At 67.9% G+C, this 15,505-nt stretch carries 17 protein-coding genes; 14 read left to right on the top strand and 3 right to left on the bottom strand.

Annotated features, from left to right (window positions below):
• The first annotated feature begins 44 nt into the window (after window positions 1-44).
• From ubiB to wecC, 11 genes are read left to right on the top strand one after another with little or no spacing between them, the layout of a single operon-like run.
• Window positions 45-1,577 carry a 2-polyprenylphenol 6-hydroxylase gene (gene ubiB / locus NYR55_RS11260; protein WP_260021400.1) on the top strand — a complete coding sequence of 511 codons (1,533 nt, stop codon included), beginning with the start codon at window positions 45-47 and terminating at the stop codon, window positions 1,575-1,577.
• On the top strand, window positions 1,574-2,680 hold the full coding sequence (locus tag NYR55_RS11265) for a hypothetical protein (RefSeq protein WP_260021401.1): 1,107 nt from the start codon (window positions 1,574-1,576) through the stop codon (window positions 2,678-2,680). The genes ubiB and NYR55_RS11265 overlap by 4 nt, the downstream gene beginning before the upstream one ends.
• Window positions 2,677-3,861 (top strand): bifunctional phosphopantothenoylcysteine decarboxylase/phosphopantothenate--cysteine ligase CoaBC, encoded by a 1,185-nt coding sequence (gene coaBC, locus NYR55_RS11270; RefSeq protein ID WP_260021403.1) that lies wholly within the window; start codon window positions 2,677-2,679, stop codon window positions 3,859-3,861. The genes NYR55_RS11265 and coaBC overlap by 4 nt, the downstream gene beginning before the upstream one ends.
• On the top strand, window positions 3,851-4,684 hold the full coding sequence (locus tag NYR55_RS11275; RefSeq protein WP_260021405.1) for an alpha/beta hydrolase: 834 nt from the start codon (window positions 3,851-3,853) through the stop codon (window positions 4,682-4,684). The genes coaBC and NYR55_RS11275 overlap by 11 nt, the downstream gene beginning before the upstream one ends.
• A complete protein-coding gene (dut, locus tag NYR55_RS11280; RefSeq protein ID WP_260021406.1) occupies window positions 4,681-5,136 on the top strand; it encodes a dUTP diphosphatase in 456 nt (151 codons plus the stop codon). Before NYR55_RS11275 ends, dut begins: the two co-directional genes overlap by 4 nt.
• A complete protein-coding gene (locus NYR55_RS11285) occupies window positions 5,133-5,525 on the top strand; it encodes a hypothetical protein (protein ID WP_260021407.1) in 393 nt (130 codons plus the stop codon). Before dut ends, NYR55_RS11285 begins: the two co-directional genes overlap by 4 nt.
• On the top strand, window positions 5,522-6,274 hold the full coding sequence (locus NYR55_RS11290; protein WP_260021408.1) for a HesA/MoeB/ThiF family protein: 753 nt from the start codon (window positions 5,522-5,524) through the stop codon (window positions 6,272-6,274). The genes NYR55_RS11285 and NYR55_RS11290 overlap by 4 nt, the downstream gene beginning before the upstream one ends.
• Window positions 6,259-6,567, top strand: coding sequence for a hypothetical protein (locus NYR55_RS11295; protein WP_260021409.1), 309 nt, complete (start codon window positions 6,259-6,261; stop codon window positions 6,565-6,567). The genes NYR55_RS11290 and NYR55_RS11295 overlap by 16 nt, the downstream gene beginning before the upstream one ends.
• A gap of 42 nt (window positions 6,568-6,609) precedes the next feature.
• A complete protein-coding gene (locus NYR55_RS11300) occupies window positions 6,610-7,035 on the top strand; it encodes an FKBP-type peptidyl-prolyl cis-trans isomerase (RefSeq protein WP_260021410.1) in 426 nt (141 codons plus the stop codon).
• A gap of 51 nt (window positions 7,036-7,086) precedes the next feature.
• Window positions 7,087-8,217, top strand: coding sequence for a UDP-N-acetylglucosamine 2-epimerase (non-hydrolyzing) (wecB, locus tag NYR55_RS11305; RefSeq protein WP_260021411.1), 1,131 nt, complete (start codon window positions 7,087-7,089; stop codon window positions 8,215-8,217).
• Complete coding sequence (wecC, locus tag NYR55_RS11310; RefSeq protein WP_260021649.1) at window positions 8,201-9,499, top strand: UDP-N-acetyl-D-mannosamine dehydrogenase; 1,299 nt, start codon at window positions 8,201-8,203, stop codon at window positions 9,497-9,499. The genes wecB and wecC overlap by 17 nt, the downstream gene beginning before the upstream one ends.
• Window positions 9,500-9,535: 36 nt before the next feature.
• Here the strand turns inward: wecC and trpS are convergent, their stop codons facing one another.
• From trpS to secB, 3 genes are read right to left on the bottom strand one after another with little or no spacing between them, the layout of a single operon-like run.
• Complete coding sequence (gene trpS, locus NYR55_RS11315) at window positions 9,536-10,543, bottom strand: tryptophan--tRNA ligase (protein WP_260021412.1); 1,008 nt, start codon at window positions 10,541-10,543, stop codon at window positions 9,536-9,538.
• A gap of 10 nt (window positions 10,544-10,553) precedes the next feature.
• The gene (murJ, locus tag NYR55_RS11320; protein WP_260021413.1) at window positions 10,554-12,137 is read right to left on the bottom strand and encodes a murein biosynthesis integral membrane protein MurJ; all 1,584 of its coding nucleotides are present in this window, start codon (window positions 12,135-12,137) and stop codon (window positions 10,554-10,556) included.
• Window positions 12,138-12,161: 24 nt separating this feature from the next.
• A complete protein-coding gene (gene secB, locus NYR55_RS11325) occupies window positions 12,162-12,686 on the bottom strand; it encodes a protein-export chaperone SecB (protein ID WP_260021414.1) in 525 nt (174 codons plus the stop codon).
• A gap of 181 nt (window positions 12,687-12,867) precedes the next feature.
• Here secB and NYR55_RS11330 point away from each other — a divergent pair, with 181 nt between their 5' ends.
• From NYR55_RS11330 to NYR55_RS11340, 3 genes are read left to right on the top strand one after another with little or no spacing between them, the layout of a single operon-like run.
• The gene (locus tag NYR55_RS11330) at window positions 12,868-13,512 is read left to right on the top strand and encodes a Tim44/TimA family putative adaptor protein (RefSeq protein ID WP_260021650.1); all 645 of its coding nucleotides are present in this window, start codon (window positions 12,868-12,870) and stop codon (window positions 13,510-13,512) included.
• 22 nt (window positions 13,513-13,534) lie between these two features.
• Window positions 13,535-14,854, top strand: coding sequence for a murein transglycosylase A (locus tag NYR55_RS11335; protein ID WP_260021415.1), 1,320 nt, complete (start codon window positions 13,535-13,537; stop codon window positions 14,852-14,854).
• A complete protein-coding gene (locus tag NYR55_RS11340; protein ID WP_260021416.1) occupies window positions 14,841-15,413 on the top strand; it encodes a Smr/MutS family protein in 573 nt (190 codons plus the stop codon). Before NYR55_RS11335 ends, NYR55_RS11340 begins: the two co-directional genes overlap by 14 nt.
• Window positions 15,414-15,505: the final 92 nt, after the last annotated feature.

Raw genomic sequence — 15,505 nt, forward strand, 5'->3', positions numbered from 1 at the left:
ATCGTCCCGCCTGCGCCGCCGCTGCCGGTCGGCATCGCCCGTCCATGACCGCACCTGTCGTTCATCTGTGGCGCCTGCTGAAATGGGGCCGCACGCTTGCCCGGCACGGCGCGCTGCGCGGGATCGAGCGGGATCCCAATGCGCCCGTGGCGGTCAAGCGCGTGGCGCGGCTCGCACGGTTCGGCGCGCGCGTGCCGGCCGAACCGGCCTATGCCGATGCGTTCGAGGCGATCGGCCCTGCAGCGATCAAGCTGGGCCAGACGCTGGCGACCCGCCCCGATCTGGTCGGAGAAGCGGCGGCGCACGACCTGATGCGCCTTCAGGACCGGCTGCCTCCATTGCCGTTCGAACCGATCCGCGCCGCCATGGAAAAGGGCTTTGGCCGGCCGCTTGAGGATCTGTTCGCCAGCATCGACCCGGTGCCGGTGGGAGCCGCCTCGATCGCACAGGTCCATCGCGCCGTGACGACAGATGGCCGGCATGTCGCGGTCAAGGTGCTGCGTCCCGGCGTCGAAACCGAGTTTCTGTCCGCCATCGACACCTATGAATGGGCCGCCGCGCAGGTCGAGGCCATGGGCGGCGAGGCGCAGCGGCTGCGCCCCCGGCTGGTGATCGACACGTTCAAGCGCTGGACGCTGCGCGAGCTGGACCTGCGGCGCGAGGCCGCATCCGCCAGCGAACTGGCCGAAACGATGCGCGCCGAACCCGATTTCGTAGTGCCGAAAATCGACTGGCAGCGCAGCACGGGCAAGGTGATGACGCTGGAATGGATCGACGGCATCAAGCTGTCGAACCGGGAGGCGCTGATCGCGGCGGGGCACGATCTGCCGGGACTGGCGGTCAAGCTGGTCCGCGCGTTCCTGCGGCAGGCGATTTCGGAAGGCTTCTTTCACGCCGACATGCATCAGGGCAATCTGTTCGCCCTGCCCGACGGCCGCATCGCCGCCATCGATTTCGGCATCATGGGGCGCATCGACCGGCGCGCCCGCGTCTGGCTGGCCGAAATCCTCTATGGCCTGATCACCGGCAATTACCGCCGCGTGGCCGAAATTCATTTCGAGGCAGGCTATGTGCCGCCGCATCACAATGTCGAGGAGTTCGCCACGGCCCTGCGCGCGGTGGGCGAACCCATGCGCGGCCTGCCGGTCAAGGAAATGTCGATCGGCATGATGCTGGACAGCCTGTTCAACATCACCCGCGATTTCGACATGCAGACGCAGCCGCACCTGTTGCTGCTGCAAAAGACGATGGTGATGGTGGAAGGGGTGGCGACCAGCCTGGATCCCGACGTCAACCTGTGGGAATCGGCCGCACCGTTCGTGCGCGAATGGATCCGGACCGAACTTGGCCCGGAAACCTATGTCGCCGACCGGTTGATCGAGGACCTGCGCACCCTGGCGCGGCTGCCCCAGCTGGTCCGCAATATCGAGCTGCATTTTCCTGCCCCCGGAGGGGCCCCGCCATCGCCGCCGCTGCGCGAGATTCAGCTGGTCCGCGTGGGCGGCGGGTGGCGCTATGCCGTCATCGCACTGGCCGGCGGGGCGCTGGGCGCGCTGGCAATGTTCGCGGTGCAATGACCGGCTTCTGGCTTGCCGGAAACCGGCGGCTGGCCGGGATCGATCGGCGCGGCGCGATGATTGCCGCCGCCCTGCTGGCGCTGGTGCTGGCGCTGTCGTTCACCGCGCTGCTGGTGCCCGCACCGCCGCCCGCCGCCCGCGACGCCAGCGGCCGGGTGGAGGCGCAGGCGGATGTCGTCCTTTATGAAACCATTGTCGCGGGGCTGCGCGGCGGGGATGACTATTACCCGGTGGCGGCGCGTGCGCTGCGCGCGGGCAATTATCCGTTGCGGCCCTTCATCACCTTTCGCCTGCCGACGCTGGCGCGGTTGCAGGCAGCAGTGCCCGACTGGCTGGTCTGGGGCGTTCAGCTCAGCCTGGTCGCGGGCGTGCTGGCCGCCTGGGCGGCGCGGCTGTGGCCCAGCCTGACCCGGATGGCGCCGCGAATTGCCCTGATCGTGCTCCTGTTCGGCGGGCTGATGGCGTTCGTTCAGCTCGACCTTGCGCCATTCCACGAAATCTGGGCCGGGCTGCTGATCGCGCTGGCGCTGGCGATGTACCGGCCCGACCGGGTGCTGCTGACCGTGTCCATCACGCTGATGGCCATGCTGATCCGCGAAACCAGCGCCCTCTTCGCCCTGATCATGTTCCTGACCGCGATTTCCGAGCGGCGCTGGCGAGAGGCTGCGGCATGGGTGGGTGCGGTCGCGGTGCTGGGCGCAGTTGTCGCGGCTCATGCCCATGCGGTGTCGATGGTCGTTACGCCGCTGGACCCGGTTTCGCCCGGATGGTCGGGGATGCTGGGGCCGGGCCATTTTTTCCGCACGATGGGCATTTCGACCGCGCTCACGCTGGCGCCGGTCTGGCTGGCCGCGCCGGTCGTTGCCCTTGCCCTGTTCGGCTGGGCAAGCTGGCGCAGCGCCATGGCGGCGCGGACGCTGGGCACGCTGGCCGCCTATGGCCTGTTGCTGGCGCTGTTCGGGCGGCTCGATACCTTTTACTGGGGCCTGCTGGTCGCGCCGCTGGTGCTGCCCGGTCTGATCTTCGTGCCCGATGCGCTGCGGGACCTGACGCTTGCGCTGCTCGACAGACAGACCCCACGCGTGCAGAAGTCGGCGGCATGAAGCGCATCCTGCTGATCGTTGGCGGCGGCATTGCGGCCTATAAGGCGTGCGAGCTGATCCGCCTGATCCGCGGAGCTGGCATGGCTGCCCGCTGCGTCCTGACGGATGGCGGGGCGCAGTTCGTGACGCCGATGACATTGGCCGCGCTGTCCGAACAGCCCGTCCATACCAGCCTGTGGGATCTGAAGGACGAGGCGGAGATGGGCCATATCCAGCTCAGCCGTCAGGCCGATCTGGTCGTCGTCGCGCCCGCCACCGCCGATCTGGTCGCACGCATGGCCGGCGGGCTGGCCAACGACCTGGCCACCACGCTGTTGCTGGCGACGGACAAGCCGGTGCTGGCGGTCCCCGCCATGAACGTGCGGATGTGGCAGCACGCCGCCACGCGCCGGAATGTCGCCCAGCTGCGGGCGGACGGCGTGACCGTGATGGAGCCGGACGAGGGGCCGATGGCGTGCGGCGAACATGGCCCGGGCCGGTTGCCGGAACCCGCCGCGATCCTTGCCGCGATCCAGACCGCGCTGGGGGGTGAGGGGCAGGCCGCCGGGCGGCTGTCCGGGCGGCATCTGCTGATCACCGCTGGTCCGACGCATGAACCCATCGATCCGGTGCGGTACATCGCCAATCGCTCGTCCGGCAAACAGGGCTTTGCCATCGCAGCGGCAGCAGCGCGCGCCGGTGCGCGGGTGACGCTGATCGCCGGTCCGGTCCAGCTTGCGACGCCGCCCGGCGTTGACCGCGTGGACGTCGAAACGGCAGTCGAAATGGCCGCTGCGGTCGATGCCGCACTGCCCGCCGACGTCGCGATCATGGTCGCCGCTGTCGCCGATTGGCGCGTGGCCGCGGCCGGACAGAAGATCAAGAAACAAGGCGGCGATCCGCCGCGGCTGACGCTGAACGAAAATCCCGATATACTGGCAACCGTTGCGGGCGGAGAGCGTCGGCCGGCGCTGGTCGTCGGATTTGCCGCGGAAACCGAACGGGTGATCGACCATGCGGTCGCCAAGCGGCTGCGCAAGGGGGCGGACTGGATCATTGCCAACGACGTGTCGGGCGATGTGATGGGCGGCGGTCACAATCTGGTCCATCTCGTCCGCGATACGGGGGTCGAGACGTGGGAACGGATGACAAAGGAGGCCGTGGCCGAGCGGCTGGTGGAACGGATTGCGGATGCGATTTGACCGAATGACACGATGGCTGGCCGGCGCGGTGCCGATGGCGGCGCTGCTCGTCCTGGCCGGATGCGCTGCCAGCCTGCCGCCGATGGACGGTCCACAGGGCATGGCGCTGTATCAACAACTGATCGGACCGAAGCGCAGCCGCTCCGTCGAGACGCTGTTCATCATGCTGAACGGCGATGGCCCGCCCGCCAATCGCGGGGATGAGGATGGCTTTATCCGCAAACTGGGCGCGTCCGTTCCGAAAAGCGCGGTCGTCCATCTGCTGCGTCCGGGCTATGGCGATGCCAGCGGCCATCGCAGCCCGGGTGACGTCCCGGCGGAAAATGGCGATCAGGCATCGACCGAGGCGATGATGGCGGTCGCCGACACCATCGGCGCGATCCGCAGCCGGTATCCCAATGCCGAAACCGTGCTGATCGGTTCGGGCGGCGGCGCGGCGATCATCGCCAATCTGGCCGGCACCCGTCCGCAATTGCTGGACGGCATGGTGCTGATCAGCTGTCCGTGCACCCTGCCCGAATGGCGCAAGCTGCGCGCGCGCCAGTCGCCGGGCAAGGGATGGGACAAGCCCGTTGAGGCGCTCGATCCCCTGCTGACCGCAGGCGGCGTGCCGCCGGACATGATGGCCGCTATCGTGACCGGGGCCGATGACAAGGAACTGCCGCCGCGCTTTTCCCGTTCCTATGCCGAGGCGCTGGCGCTTCGGGGGATCAACACGGACCTGCGCATCCTGCCGGGGCGCACCGGATCGCTGATCGATGACCCGCAGGTACTGGAAGCGACGCAGCGGATGGCCGCCCGGCTGCCGAGGGATGCAAAGTGACGAGCGGCGTCATTCGCATTGCGCTGATGCGCCTGCCGCACGGCCACGGCCTGCCGCTGCCCGCCTATGCGACGGAAGGTGCAGCGGGCATGGACATCGTGTCGGCCGAGGATGTGATGCTGGCCCCGGGCGCGCGCCATGCCGTGGCGACCGGACTGGCCATCGCCATTCCGGACGGGTTCGAGGTTCAGGTGCGTCCCCGGTCGGGCCTGGCGTTGAAGCATGGCGTGACCTGCCTCAACACGCCCGGCACGATCGACAGCGATTATCGCGGCGAGGTAAAGGTGATCCTTGCCAATCTTGGCGATCAGCCCTTTGCCATTGCCCGCGGCGACCGGATCGCTCAGCTGGTGGCCGCTCCGGTTCAGCGCGCGGCGTTCGACGAAGTCGCCAGCCTTGACGACACGGCGCGCGGCACCGGCGGCTTTGGATCGACGGGGGTGCAGGGATGATCCGTCTGCTGTCCGCCGCGGCCCTTGCCGCACAGGCCCAGGGGCTGACCCTGCCGATCGACTGGGATGCGCTGCCGCCGCTGCCCTATCGCACCGTGCCGCCGGTCACCCCGGATATGACCAGTTATGTCGCGGGCGAGATTCAGTCCGGCCGCTGTCCGCAGGCCCCAATCCTGTTGGGTCGCCGGATGGTGCGCGCCGATGTCGCCGTGCTGCTGGATGACGAGGGCAATGTCCGCGCCACCATTCCGCGCGCGATCAAATGCGCGACGGTCGAACAATATGCGGCCGGCATCGTCGCCAGCGCCGCGCGCAACAACCTGTTGCCGCGGGCCCAGGGCGCACCCGGCTGGTACCGGGCCAGCATCACCTTCGACTGGGCGGCATGAGCCTGTCCGATGCCGAGCTTCAGCGTTATGCCCGCCATCTGATCCTTCGCGAGATTGGCGGGGCGGGGCAGGCCGCGCTGAAGGCGGCGCGGGTCATGGTGATCGGCGCGGGCGGGATCGGATCGCCGGTCATCCAGTACCTGGCCGCAGCCGGCGTCGGGCGCATCGTCATCGTCGATGACGACCGGGTCGATCTGTCCAACCTGCAGCGCCAGACGATCTTTGCCACCGCCGATATCGGCCAGCCAAAGGCGGAGGCCGCGCGGGATCGGGCATTGGCGATCAATCCCGAAATTACGGTGGAGGCGATGGTGCGCCGCATGGATGCGGCCAGCATCGATGCGGTTGAGGGCATGACGGTCGTCATCGACGGCACCGACAGTTTCGCCACGCGCTTGCTGGTCGCCGATGCATGTCTGCGCCACCATGTCCCGCTGGTTTCCGCCGCTGTGGGGCAATTCGACGGCCAGCTGGCCGTGTTTCGGGGGTGGGAGGCGGACAAGCCCTGTTACCGGTGCTGGGTGGGTGGCGATCCCGACCGGCCGGACGTCAGCTGTGCCGATCAGGGCGTGCTGGGCGCGATGACCGGCGTGATGGGCAGCATGGCGGCGATCGAGGCGGTGCGGCAGATCGCGCCGTTCGGCACCGATCCGGCCGGAAAGCTGCTGATCGCCGATGCGCTGGATTTCCGCTTTCGCACGCTGTCGCTGCCCAAGGATCCGGGGTGCCCGTCATGCGGCGCGGCCTGACCCTGATCGTTGCGGGGGACGACCCCCAGCGGTTCGACGCAGCCGTCGCGGTTGCAGCGGCAGAGGCGGCGATTGGCGGTACCGTGCGGCTCTATGCCCATCGGATGGCCGTGATGCGGCTGTCCGATGCCATGCTGGTTGAGGCGATGGACGGCGGCGTCGCGGTCATCGCCTGTCAGACCGGCCTGGCCGAGGCGGGCATCGATCTGTCCACGCTGGATCCCCGGATCGAGGGCGGAGGCATGGTCGGGCTGTTGCTCGCCCTGGGCGACGATCGGCTGGTCCTTGTCTGACCGGCATTGCGCCATATGTCGGGTCCGGCCTATGGCGCGGGCATGGCATTCGCATTCCTCTCCGCGCTGATCGCGCTCGTTTCCCCCAGCAAGGATAAGCCCGTGTCCGATACCGCACCCATACAGGCCGGCGAGGCCACCCGGATCATCGAATCCGAAATCGGCACCGGGGCGGAGGCACAGCCCGGGCGCATGGTTCGCGTGCATTATACCGGATGGCTGCTGACCGACGGCGCGCGCGGCAAGAAGTTCGACAGCTCCCTGGACCGCGGCGAGCCGATTGCCTTTCCGCTGGGCACCGGCCGCGTGATCCGTGGCTGGGACCTGGGCATCAACGGCATGAAGGTGGGCGGCAAGCGCACGCTGGTGATCCCGGCCGTCGATGGCTATGGCGTGCGCGGCGCGGGCGGTGTGATCCCGCCGGGCGCTGACCTGATCTTTGACGTCGAACTGGTCGGCGTCGACTGACCCGGGGGGGCTTAGCGGGCATTTAACCTTGTGCCGCTAATCCCGCGGGCCATGACCCAGCCCAAAATCCTCGTCATCTTTGGCACCCGTCCGGAAGCCATCAAGATGTTTCCGGTCGTCCATGCGCTGCGCGCGCAGGGCGGGATGGACGTGCGCACGTGCATCACGGCGCAGCATCGCGGCCTGCTGGATCAGGTGATGGCGATTGCCGGGCTGGTGCCCGATATCGACCTTGACCTGATGGAGCCGGGCCAGACGCTGGACCGGCTGACCGCGCGGCTGCTGACCGGGCTGGGGGAGGTGATGGATGCCGAGCGGCCCGACCGGGTCGTGGTGCAGGGCGATACCGCCACCGCGATGGTCGGCGCGCTTGCCGCCTATTACCGCAAGGTGCCGGTAGCTCATGTCGAGGCTGGCCTGCGGTCGGGCGATATCTGGCAACCCTGGCCAGAGGAAGTGAACCGCCGCATCGTCGCGCCGATCGCGGACCTGCATTTCGCGCCCACCGAAACGGCGGCAGCGGCGCTGCGCCGGGAAAATATCGATCCCGCGACGATCCATGTCACCGGCAACACGGTGATCGACGCGCTGCACGCGACGCGCGACCGGATAGCGGCTGATCCGGGCCTGGCCGCTGGCCTTGATGCAATCGAGGCGCGCTTTGCCGACAAGCGGCTGGTGCTGGTCACCACCCATCGGCGCGAAAACTTTGGCGACGGCATGGCCCAGATTGCCGCCGCCATCGGCCGGATTGCCGATCGGCCCGACACGGCCGTGCTGTTTCCCGTCCATCCCAATCCCAATGTCGTCAGCGTGATGAACGCGATGCTGGGCGAACGGCCCAATGTCGCGCGCATCGATCCGCTGGATTATCCGCATTTCATCCGGGCGCTGGGGATGGCGCACATCGTCCTGACCGACAGCGGCGGCGTTCAGGAAGAAGCGCCCGCGCTGGGCAAGCCCGTGCTGGTGATGCGCGAGACGACCGAGCGGCCGGAGGGGGTGGAGGCGGGCACCGCAAGACTGGTTGGCCCCAATGCCGACCGGATCGTTTCCGAAATCTCAACCCTTCTGGACGATAGCCATGCCTATCAGGCCATGGCGCGCGCCCACAATCCGTTTGGCGACGGCCATGCCTCGGCACGGATTGCGGAGACGATTGCCCATGGGTTCGGACAATGACCTGAACGTCTGCGTTCTGGGGCTGGGCTATATCGGCCTGCCCACCGCAGCGGTGATCGCCCGGTCCGGGGCCCGCGTCCTTGGCGTGGACGTGCATCAGTCGGTCGTGGACACCGTCAATTCGGGCAGGGTGCATATCGAGGAAATCGACCTGGACGGCCTGGTATCGGGCGTCGTTGCGCGCGGCCTGCTTCGCGCGTCGATGCAGGTGGAGCCGTCCGACGTGTTCGTCATCGCGGTGCCGACGCCGTTCAACGAGGATCACGCCCCCGATATCGGGTATGTCCTGCAGGCCGCGACCAATGTCGCCGCGGTGCTGAAAACCGGCGACACGGTCATCCTCGAATCCACATCGCCCGTGGGCACGACGGAGGAGGTGGCAAAGCTGCTTTCCGGGCTGCGCCCCGATCTGAAGGTGCCGGGGCATTGCATGGGCACGCCGGATGTTGCCATCGCCTATTGCCCCGAACGCGTGCTGCCCGGCCGCATCCTGGTCGAACTGATCGACAATGACCGGGTGATCGGCGGCATCACGCCCCGCTGCGCGCGCAAGGCGCTGCAATTCTATCGCCGGTTCGTGCGCGGTGCGTGCGTGACCACGACCGCGCGGGCGGCAGAGATGACCAAGCTGACCGAAAATGCGTTCCGCGACGTCAACATCGCGTTTGCCAACGAATTGTCGCTGATCACGGACAGGCTGGGCATTGATGTGTGGGAGGTGATCCGGCTGGCCAACCGCCATCCGCGGGTCAACATCCTGTCGCCCGGCCCCGGCGTCGGCGGCCATTGCATCGCGGTGGATCCGTGGTTCATCGTCCATTCCGACCCCGAAAACGCGCGGATGATCCGCACCGCGCGGCAGGTGAACGATGGCAAGACGGAATACACCATTGCACAGGCAAACGATGTGATCGCGTCCCTGCCCGGTGCGCCGGTCGCCTGTCTGGGCCTGGCGTTCAAGGCGAACATCGACGATTTCCGGGAAAGCCCGGCGCTGAAGGTCGCATCGGAACTGGCCCGTCACCATGGCAGCCGCGTGCGCATCGTCGAGCCTTATGCGACCGAACTGCCCCGCGCATTCGACGGCACGGGCGCGACCCTGATCGATGTGGACGAGGCGATCGAAAGCTGTCCGATCTTCATCGTGCTGGTCGATCACGACGTGTTCAAATCCGTCCCGCTGGACGAACGGCGCGGCAAGATCGTGTATGACACGCGCGGCATCTGGCCCGATCAGCCGCGGCCGGTGACGGACCCCGTCCCGCTAAAGCTGGCGGTTTGACCGAAAGGGGGTGCGACCCCCCTTTGCCACCCGATGCTAGACCTGAAGACCCATGGCGTCCTGCGCCTCGCGCAGGGTTGGCGCGGCAAGCGCGTTTGCGCGGGCGGCCCCTTCTGCCAGCGCAGCACCGATCGCTGCCCGGTCTGACAGCAGCGCGGTCATCCGGTCGCGGATCGGACCAAGCGTCGCGATCATCAGATCGGCCAGCGCGGGCTTGAACTGGCCAAATCCCTGTCCGGCAAATTCGCCCAGCACATCGGTCGGCGCGCGCCCGGCCAGCGCGGCATAGATGGTCACCAGGTTCTTTGCCTCTGCCCGGCCCTCAAGCCCCGCCATCTCGCCCGGCAGCGGCTCGGCATCGGTGCGCGCCTTGCGGCATTTCTGGGCGATCACGTCGTCGCTGTCGATCAGGTTGACGCGCGAGGCATCGGAGGGGTCGGATTTCGACATCTTGGCGCTGCCGTCGCGCAAGCTCATGACGCGGGGCGCCGCCGATCCGATCATTGGTTCGGGCAGGGGAAACAGCTCGACCGCGAAATCGGTGTTGAACTTGGTGGCGATGTTGCGGGCCAGTTCCAGATGCTGTTTCTGATCCTCGCCCACCGGCACATGGGTCGCCTTGTAAACCAGCACATCCGCGGCCTGAAGCACCGGATAGGTGAACAGGCCGACGCTTGCGCCCTCGCTGTTCTTGCCCGCCTTGTCCTTCCACTGCGTCATCTTGTTCAGCCAGCCCATGCGCGCGGTGCCGCCCAACAGCCAGCAAAGCTCGCTGTGCGCGGGCACGCGGGCCTGGTTGAACAGGATCGATTTGGCCGGATCGATGCCGGCGGCCATCAGCGCGGCGGCCATCTCGATTGTCGCATTGGCCAGCGCCGCCGGTTCCTGATGCACGGTCAGGGCGTGCAGGTCGGCAAGGAAGAACAGCGACTGGCCACCGCCGGACGCTACCTGATCCTGCATCGCCACCCATTGCTTGATGGCGCCCAGATAGTTGCCGAGGTGGAGATTGCCGGTGGGCTGGATGCCGGAAACGACGCGCATGGTGTGAAAATCAATCCTCTGTCGGTTTGGTGGCGCGCCCCCGGCGCGCGAGCAGGGCACGAAGCTCTGTCGGGCTGAAGGCACCCGTGACGATGCTGGCGATGCCATAAACCAGGCATCCGGCCGCGACCAGCGCCGCCATGCCCACGATGCGCACCCACAATTCGCCGGTCGTCCAGGGGGCGACGATCCGATCGAGCCAGAACAGCGCACCGCCCATCAGCAGCGCCGCCAGCGCCAGCCGGGGCAGGCGGCGGCGCAACTGGGCATCAGCCTCGAAATCCCCGCGCTTGCGCAGGGTGCGATAGAGCAGGACGACGTTGACCAGCGCCGCCAGCGTGGTGGCCAGCGGCGGCCCGACATGGCCGATCGTCGGGATCAGGGCGAGGTTGCCGATGATGTTCACCCCGATCGAGATGGTCGCATAGCGCATGGGCGTGCGCGTATCCTGACGTGCGTGATAGGCCGGCGTCAGCAGCTTGATCAGGACATAGGCGGGCAGGCCGAGCGAGAATGCGCCCAGCGCCAGCGCGGTGGCGCGCGTGTCGTCCGATCCGAACACGCCATGCTGGAACAGCGCCCGCACAATGGGTTCGCCGGCAACGACCAGCGCGACGGCGGCGGGCAGGGTGAGCAGCAGGGCAAGCTCGATCCCCCGGTTCTGCGTCGCCATCGCCTCTGCATGATCGCCGCCGCTCAACTGACGCGACAAGGTGGGCAGCAGGATGGTGCCCAGCCCGATGCCGATGATGCCGAGCGGCAGGTCGGACAGGCGATTGGCGTAATAGATATGGCTGATCGACCCGGCATCGAGCAGGCTGCCCGCAAGCGCGGTCGAGATCACCAGATTGATCTGCACCGCACCCGCACCGACCGCTGCGGGCAGGATCAGGCGGCCCAGCTCGCGCATCTGCGGCGTGATGGTCGGCAGACGAAGGCGAAGCGACACGCCAGAGGCGCGGCATACCCAGATCAGCCAGCCCAGTTGCAGCACGCCCCCGGCCGTGACCGCCAGTGCCTGCACCCGTGCGGTTTCAAACGGGTCCGCGCCGTGGAAGAAGACCAAGGCGGACACCATCGACACGTTGAGCAGGATCGGCGCGGCCGCATTGGCCCAGTAACGGTCGATCGAATTGAGGATGCCGCCCAGCAGCGAGGTGAGCGAGATCAGCATCAGATAGGGAATGGTGATCCGCGACAGCTCGACCGCATAGGCGAACTGTGCCGGGCTGGGGTCATCGAACCCGCCCGACAGCACCCAGGTCAGCGGCCATGCGGCGACCAGCATCACCGCGGTCATGGCCAGCAGGATGGGGAACAGCAGTGCCAGCGCCTGTTCGGCGAACAGCAACCCGGCGGGTCGGCCGCCGCCCTCCGCCACCTGACGGTTGAACATCGGGACGAAGGCGGCCGAAAACGCGCCTTCGGCGAACAGGGCGCGAAACATGTTTGGCAACCGGAACGCGACGAGAAACGCGTCCGAGGCAAAGCCCGCGCCCACGAAAGCCGCCTGAAGCGTATCCCGGCCAAGCGCCAGGACCCGGCTGGCCAGCGTCAGGCCGCCGACGGATCCCAGCGATTTGGCGAGGCCCATCGGGCGGCTCTCCGGACGGGCCGGTCAGGCCTGGCCGCTGGTCGGAAACTCGCCGCCAATTTCTCCGCCCTGACCGCCCTGGGCCGCTGCCTGTTGCAGGTACAGCGCGCCAAAGTCGATCGGTTCCAGCAGCAGCGGCGGGAATCCGCCGTCGCGCACCTGATCGGCCAGCACGCGGCGGGCGAACGGGAACAGGATGCGGGGTGCCTCACCCAGCAGGAACGGCTGAAGATGCTCGTCGGGGATGTTGCGCAGGGCGAACAGGCCGGCAAAGGACAGGTCGACCAGATACATCACGCGGCCGTCGACTTCGGCCCGCGCCTCGATCTTCAGCACGACCTCGTGCACGCCCTCGCCCAGCTGGCCGGCACCGATGTTGAACTGGACATCCAGCTTGGGCTGGCCGTCCTGAACTTGATAAATGGCGGGCGCGTTCGGATTTTCGAAGGAAAGGTCCTTCACATATTGCGAAATGACGCTTGCCGACGGAGCGGTGTCTGCACCGTTCGCCACGGGCTCGCCAGCCACGCCATTGTCCTCAATTTCCATCGAACTTTTCCTTGTCGTCCCTGAAAAGGCCGTCCGGCGATCCCGCTCCCCCGGCCAAGAGCGCCGCGACTAGCAGGGGCGGCGGCCGAGTTCAACGGTCGCGGGAACCGGATCGGCGCAAGGTTCATTTGAAACCCGCGGCGCTTCTGCCTATGTTGGACGCATCATGACCGGTGGACCCATCCTTTTCATTGTGCTGCTCGCCATGGTTGCGGGCTTCCTGGCGCTGCGCCTGTATTCGGTTCTGGGCAAGCGGACGGGGCACGAACAACCTCTGCCCAAGCCTGCGGAAGAGCGCGTTGCCATGCCACAGCCGCAGCGGCCGGTGGATCAGCCCGCCGATCTGCGCGAGCCGGCGCAGCGGTTGATGGAGCCTCAAGCCGAGCGCGGGATGCGGGCGATCATCGACGCGGATGCACGGTTCGACGCCGCACAGTTCCTGACCGGTGCGCGCTCCGCCTATTCCATGATCCTCGACGCCTACTGGAAGGGCGACCGCGAAACGCTGACCTGGCTGGTCGAGGATGATGTGCGCGAAGGGTTCGATGCAGCGATCGCGGATCGCGAGGCGGCCGGCCATGTGCTCGACAACCGCGTCGTCGCCATCGAAAACGCGGTCATCACCGATGCGCGGGTGGAATCGGGCGTCGCCGAGATCACCGTTCGCTTCGATGCCGATATCGCCGCGGTGACGCGCGACAAGGAAGGGAATGTGGTGGCCGGTTCGCTGTCCGACGCCGTGCAGACCCACGATATCTGGACGTTCAGCCGCCGCCTGCGCAGCGACGATCCGAACTGGAAACTCAGCGAAACCGACGAAGCCTGAACCGGCAGGAGTGTAGCGCGCCATGACGAACGGGGGACGGGCGTCGCTGGCGGCCATGGCGATGATGGCCGCGATGCTGACGCTGCCCGGCTGTGCGGCAACATTGGTCCCTCGCCCCGATACCCCGTCAACTGCAGCGCGCCCGCCCGCCGGGACACGTCCGGCCACTCGCCCGCAGGTCCCCGAACAGTCCACCACGCGCCAGCCAGCCGCGCGTCAGCCGGTTGCGGCGACGCCGATCGCCCCCGCAATCGCGCCAGCGGTCGATGCCAGCATCACCACCGCCGCTGCGGCCACCCTGACCCCCGGCCCGGCGATCGACAGCCTGCCGATCAGTGAGAGCGTTGCGGCCCGCGCGCTGGCCGCGTTTCGCATTTCCTGCCCCTCGCTGATCCGGCGGACCGATGCGTCCGGCCTGACCCGCGGTGCGGACTGGCAACCGGCCTGTTCGGCGGCGGCCGGGGCCAGCGACGCCCGCCGGTTCTTTGCCGAGCGGTTCGAGACGGTTCAGGTGGCGGACGGCAAGGCATTTGCCACCGGATATTACGAGCCGGAAATCGCCGGATCGCGGCGGCAGGAGGGGCCGTACCAGACCCCGGTCTATGCCCGCCCGACCGATCTGGTCGATGTTGCGCTGGGCGATTTCAGCGATGACCTGAAGGGCAAGACCATCCGGGGCCGGGTGCAGGGAACCAGCCTGGTCCCCTATCACGACCGCACCGCGATCGAGGAAGGCGCGCTGGCCGGACGCGGGCTGGAAATCGGCTGGGCCGCCGATCCCATTGAGCTGTTCTTCCTGCAAATTCAGGGATCGGGCCGGTTGCGCCTGCCCGATGGCGGCGTCCTGCGCATCGGCTATGCCGGGCAGAACGGCCGCACCTATACCGGCATCGGCGCGCTGATGCGGGATCGCGGCCTGCTGGCCCCCGGTCAGGCGTCGATGCAGGGCATCATGCAATGGCTGCGCGAACATCCGGAGGAAGGCCGCGCGCTGATGCGCGAGAACAAGAGCTATGTCTTTTTCCGCGAACTGACCGGGCCGGGTCCGCTTGGCGCGCTGGGCCTGCCGGTCACCGGACAGGCGAGCGTTGCCGCCGATCCCAAATTCGTGCCGCTGGGCGCGCCCGTCTTCCTGTCGATGGACCGGACGGATGCCACAGGATTGTGGGTTGCACAGGATACCGGCGGCGCGATTCGCGGGCCGAACCGCTTCGATACCTTCTGGGGCGCGGGCGACGATGCGCGGGCGATTGCGGGCGGCATGTCGGCCCGCGGCACCGCCTTTATCCTGGTGCCGCGCGGCACGATTGCGCGGGTCCGGGGCGGCAATGCGGCGCCTTGACCCGGCAGAGGCCGCGCTCTGGGCAAAGGTGATGGCGAGCGTGCGGCCGCTGCGCGCAGCACGGATCGCCGTCGTCCCGCCGCCGCCACCGCCATTGCCGCCCGCTGCCGATTTCGCCCCCGCCAGCCATCGCCCGCCAAAGGGGCGGGTGCCGCTGCCCCGCCCGGTCGCCCCGCCCGCGCCACCGCCGCGCAGCATCGACGGATCGCTGGACGGCGGATGGGAACGCCGCATCGCGCGGGGACAGTTGCTGCCCGACAGCAGCATCGACCTGCACGGCCATAGCCTGGCCGAGGCGCACCGGGTGCTGGACGACGGACTGGCCCGCGCCATCGCGCGCGGCGACCGGGTGCTGCTGCTGATCACCGGCCGTCCGCCGCGCCCCGAATCCGAACGGCCCCATGCGCGCGGCGCCATCCGTGCTGCCGTCCGCGACTGGCTGGCCATGTCGCGCCATGCCGATGCGATTGCGGCGGTGCGGGGCGCTCATCCCCGGCACGGCGGGGCGGGCGCACTGTACATCGTCCTGCGCCGCGGAACGATACACCGTTCAGGCTGAGCGAAAGCAGTTCTGATCCAGAAACGAAAATCTGGCTGAACGTCGTGTTTTTTTAACTCTTTCCGACGATATTTCCGCATTGGTCGGGGGCC

This window comes from Sphingomonas sp. BGYR3 (assembly GCF_025153455.1).
GTDB lineage: Bacteria > Pseudomonadota > Alphaproteobacteria > Sphingomonadales > Sphingomonadaceae > Sphingomonas.

Excerpts from the sequence above, each read along its gene's own strand:
- NYR55_RS11335 (WP_260021415.1), top strand. The coding sequence starts at position 13,535 with ATGACGAACGGGGGACGGGCGTCGCTGGCGGCCATGGCGATGATGGCC.
- NYR55_RS11275 (WP_260021405.1), top strand. The coding sequence starts at position 3,851 with ATGCGATTTGACCGAATGACACGATGGCTGGCCGGCGCGGTGCCGATG.
- NYR55_RS11285 (WP_260021407.1), top strand. The coding sequence starts at position 5,133 with ATGATCCGTCTGCTGTCCGCCGCGGCCCTTGCCGCACAGGCCCAGGGG.
- murJ (WP_260021413.1), bottom strand. The coding sequence starts at position 12,137 with ATGGGCCTCGCCAAATCGCTGGGATCCGTCGGCGGCCTGACGCTGGCC.
- NYR55_RS11300 (WP_260021410.1), top strand. The coding sequence starts at position 6,610 with ATGGCATTCGCATTCCTCTCCGCGCTGATCGCGCTCGTTTCCCCCAGC.
- NYR55_RS11265 (WP_260021401.1), top strand. The coding sequence starts at position 1,574 with ATGACCGGCTTCTGGCTTGCCGGAAACCGGCGGCTGGCCGGGATCGAT.
- secB (WP_260021414.1), bottom strand. The coding sequence starts at position 12,686 with ATGGAAATTGAGGACAATGGCGTGGCTGGCGAGCCCGTGGCGAACGGT.
- ubiB (WP_260021400.1), top strand. The coding sequence starts at position 45 with ATGACCGCACCTGTCGTTCATCTGTGGCGCCTGCTGAAATGGGGCCGC.
- NYR55_RS11295 (WP_260021409.1), top strand. The coding sequence starts at position 6,259 with ATGCGGCGCGGCCTGACCCTGATCGTTGCGGGGGACGACCCCCAGCGG.
- NYR55_RS11340 (WP_260021416.1), top strand. The coding sequence starts at position 14,841 with ATGCGGCGCCTTGACCCGGCAGAGGCCGCGCTCTGGGCAAAGGTGATG.
- NYR55_RS11290 (WP_260021408.1), top strand. The coding sequence starts at position 5,522 with ATGAGCCTGTCCGATGCCGAGCTTCAGCGTTATGCCCGCCATCTGATC.
- wecB (WP_260021411.1), top strand. The coding sequence starts at position 7,087 with ATGACCCAGCCCAAAATCCTCGTCATCTTTGGCACCCGTCCGGAAGCC.
- trpS (WP_260021412.1), bottom strand. The coding sequence starts at position 10,543 with ATGCGCGTCGTTTCCGGCATCCAGCCCACCGGCAATCTCCACCTCGGC.
- coaBC (WP_260021403.1), top strand. The coding sequence starts at position 2,677 with ATGAAGCGCATCCTGCTGATCGTTGGCGGCGGCATTGCGGCCTATAAG.
- wecC (WP_260021649.1), top strand. The coding sequence starts at position 8,201 with ATGGGTTCGGACAATGACCTGAACGTCTGCGTTCTGGGGCTGGGCTAT.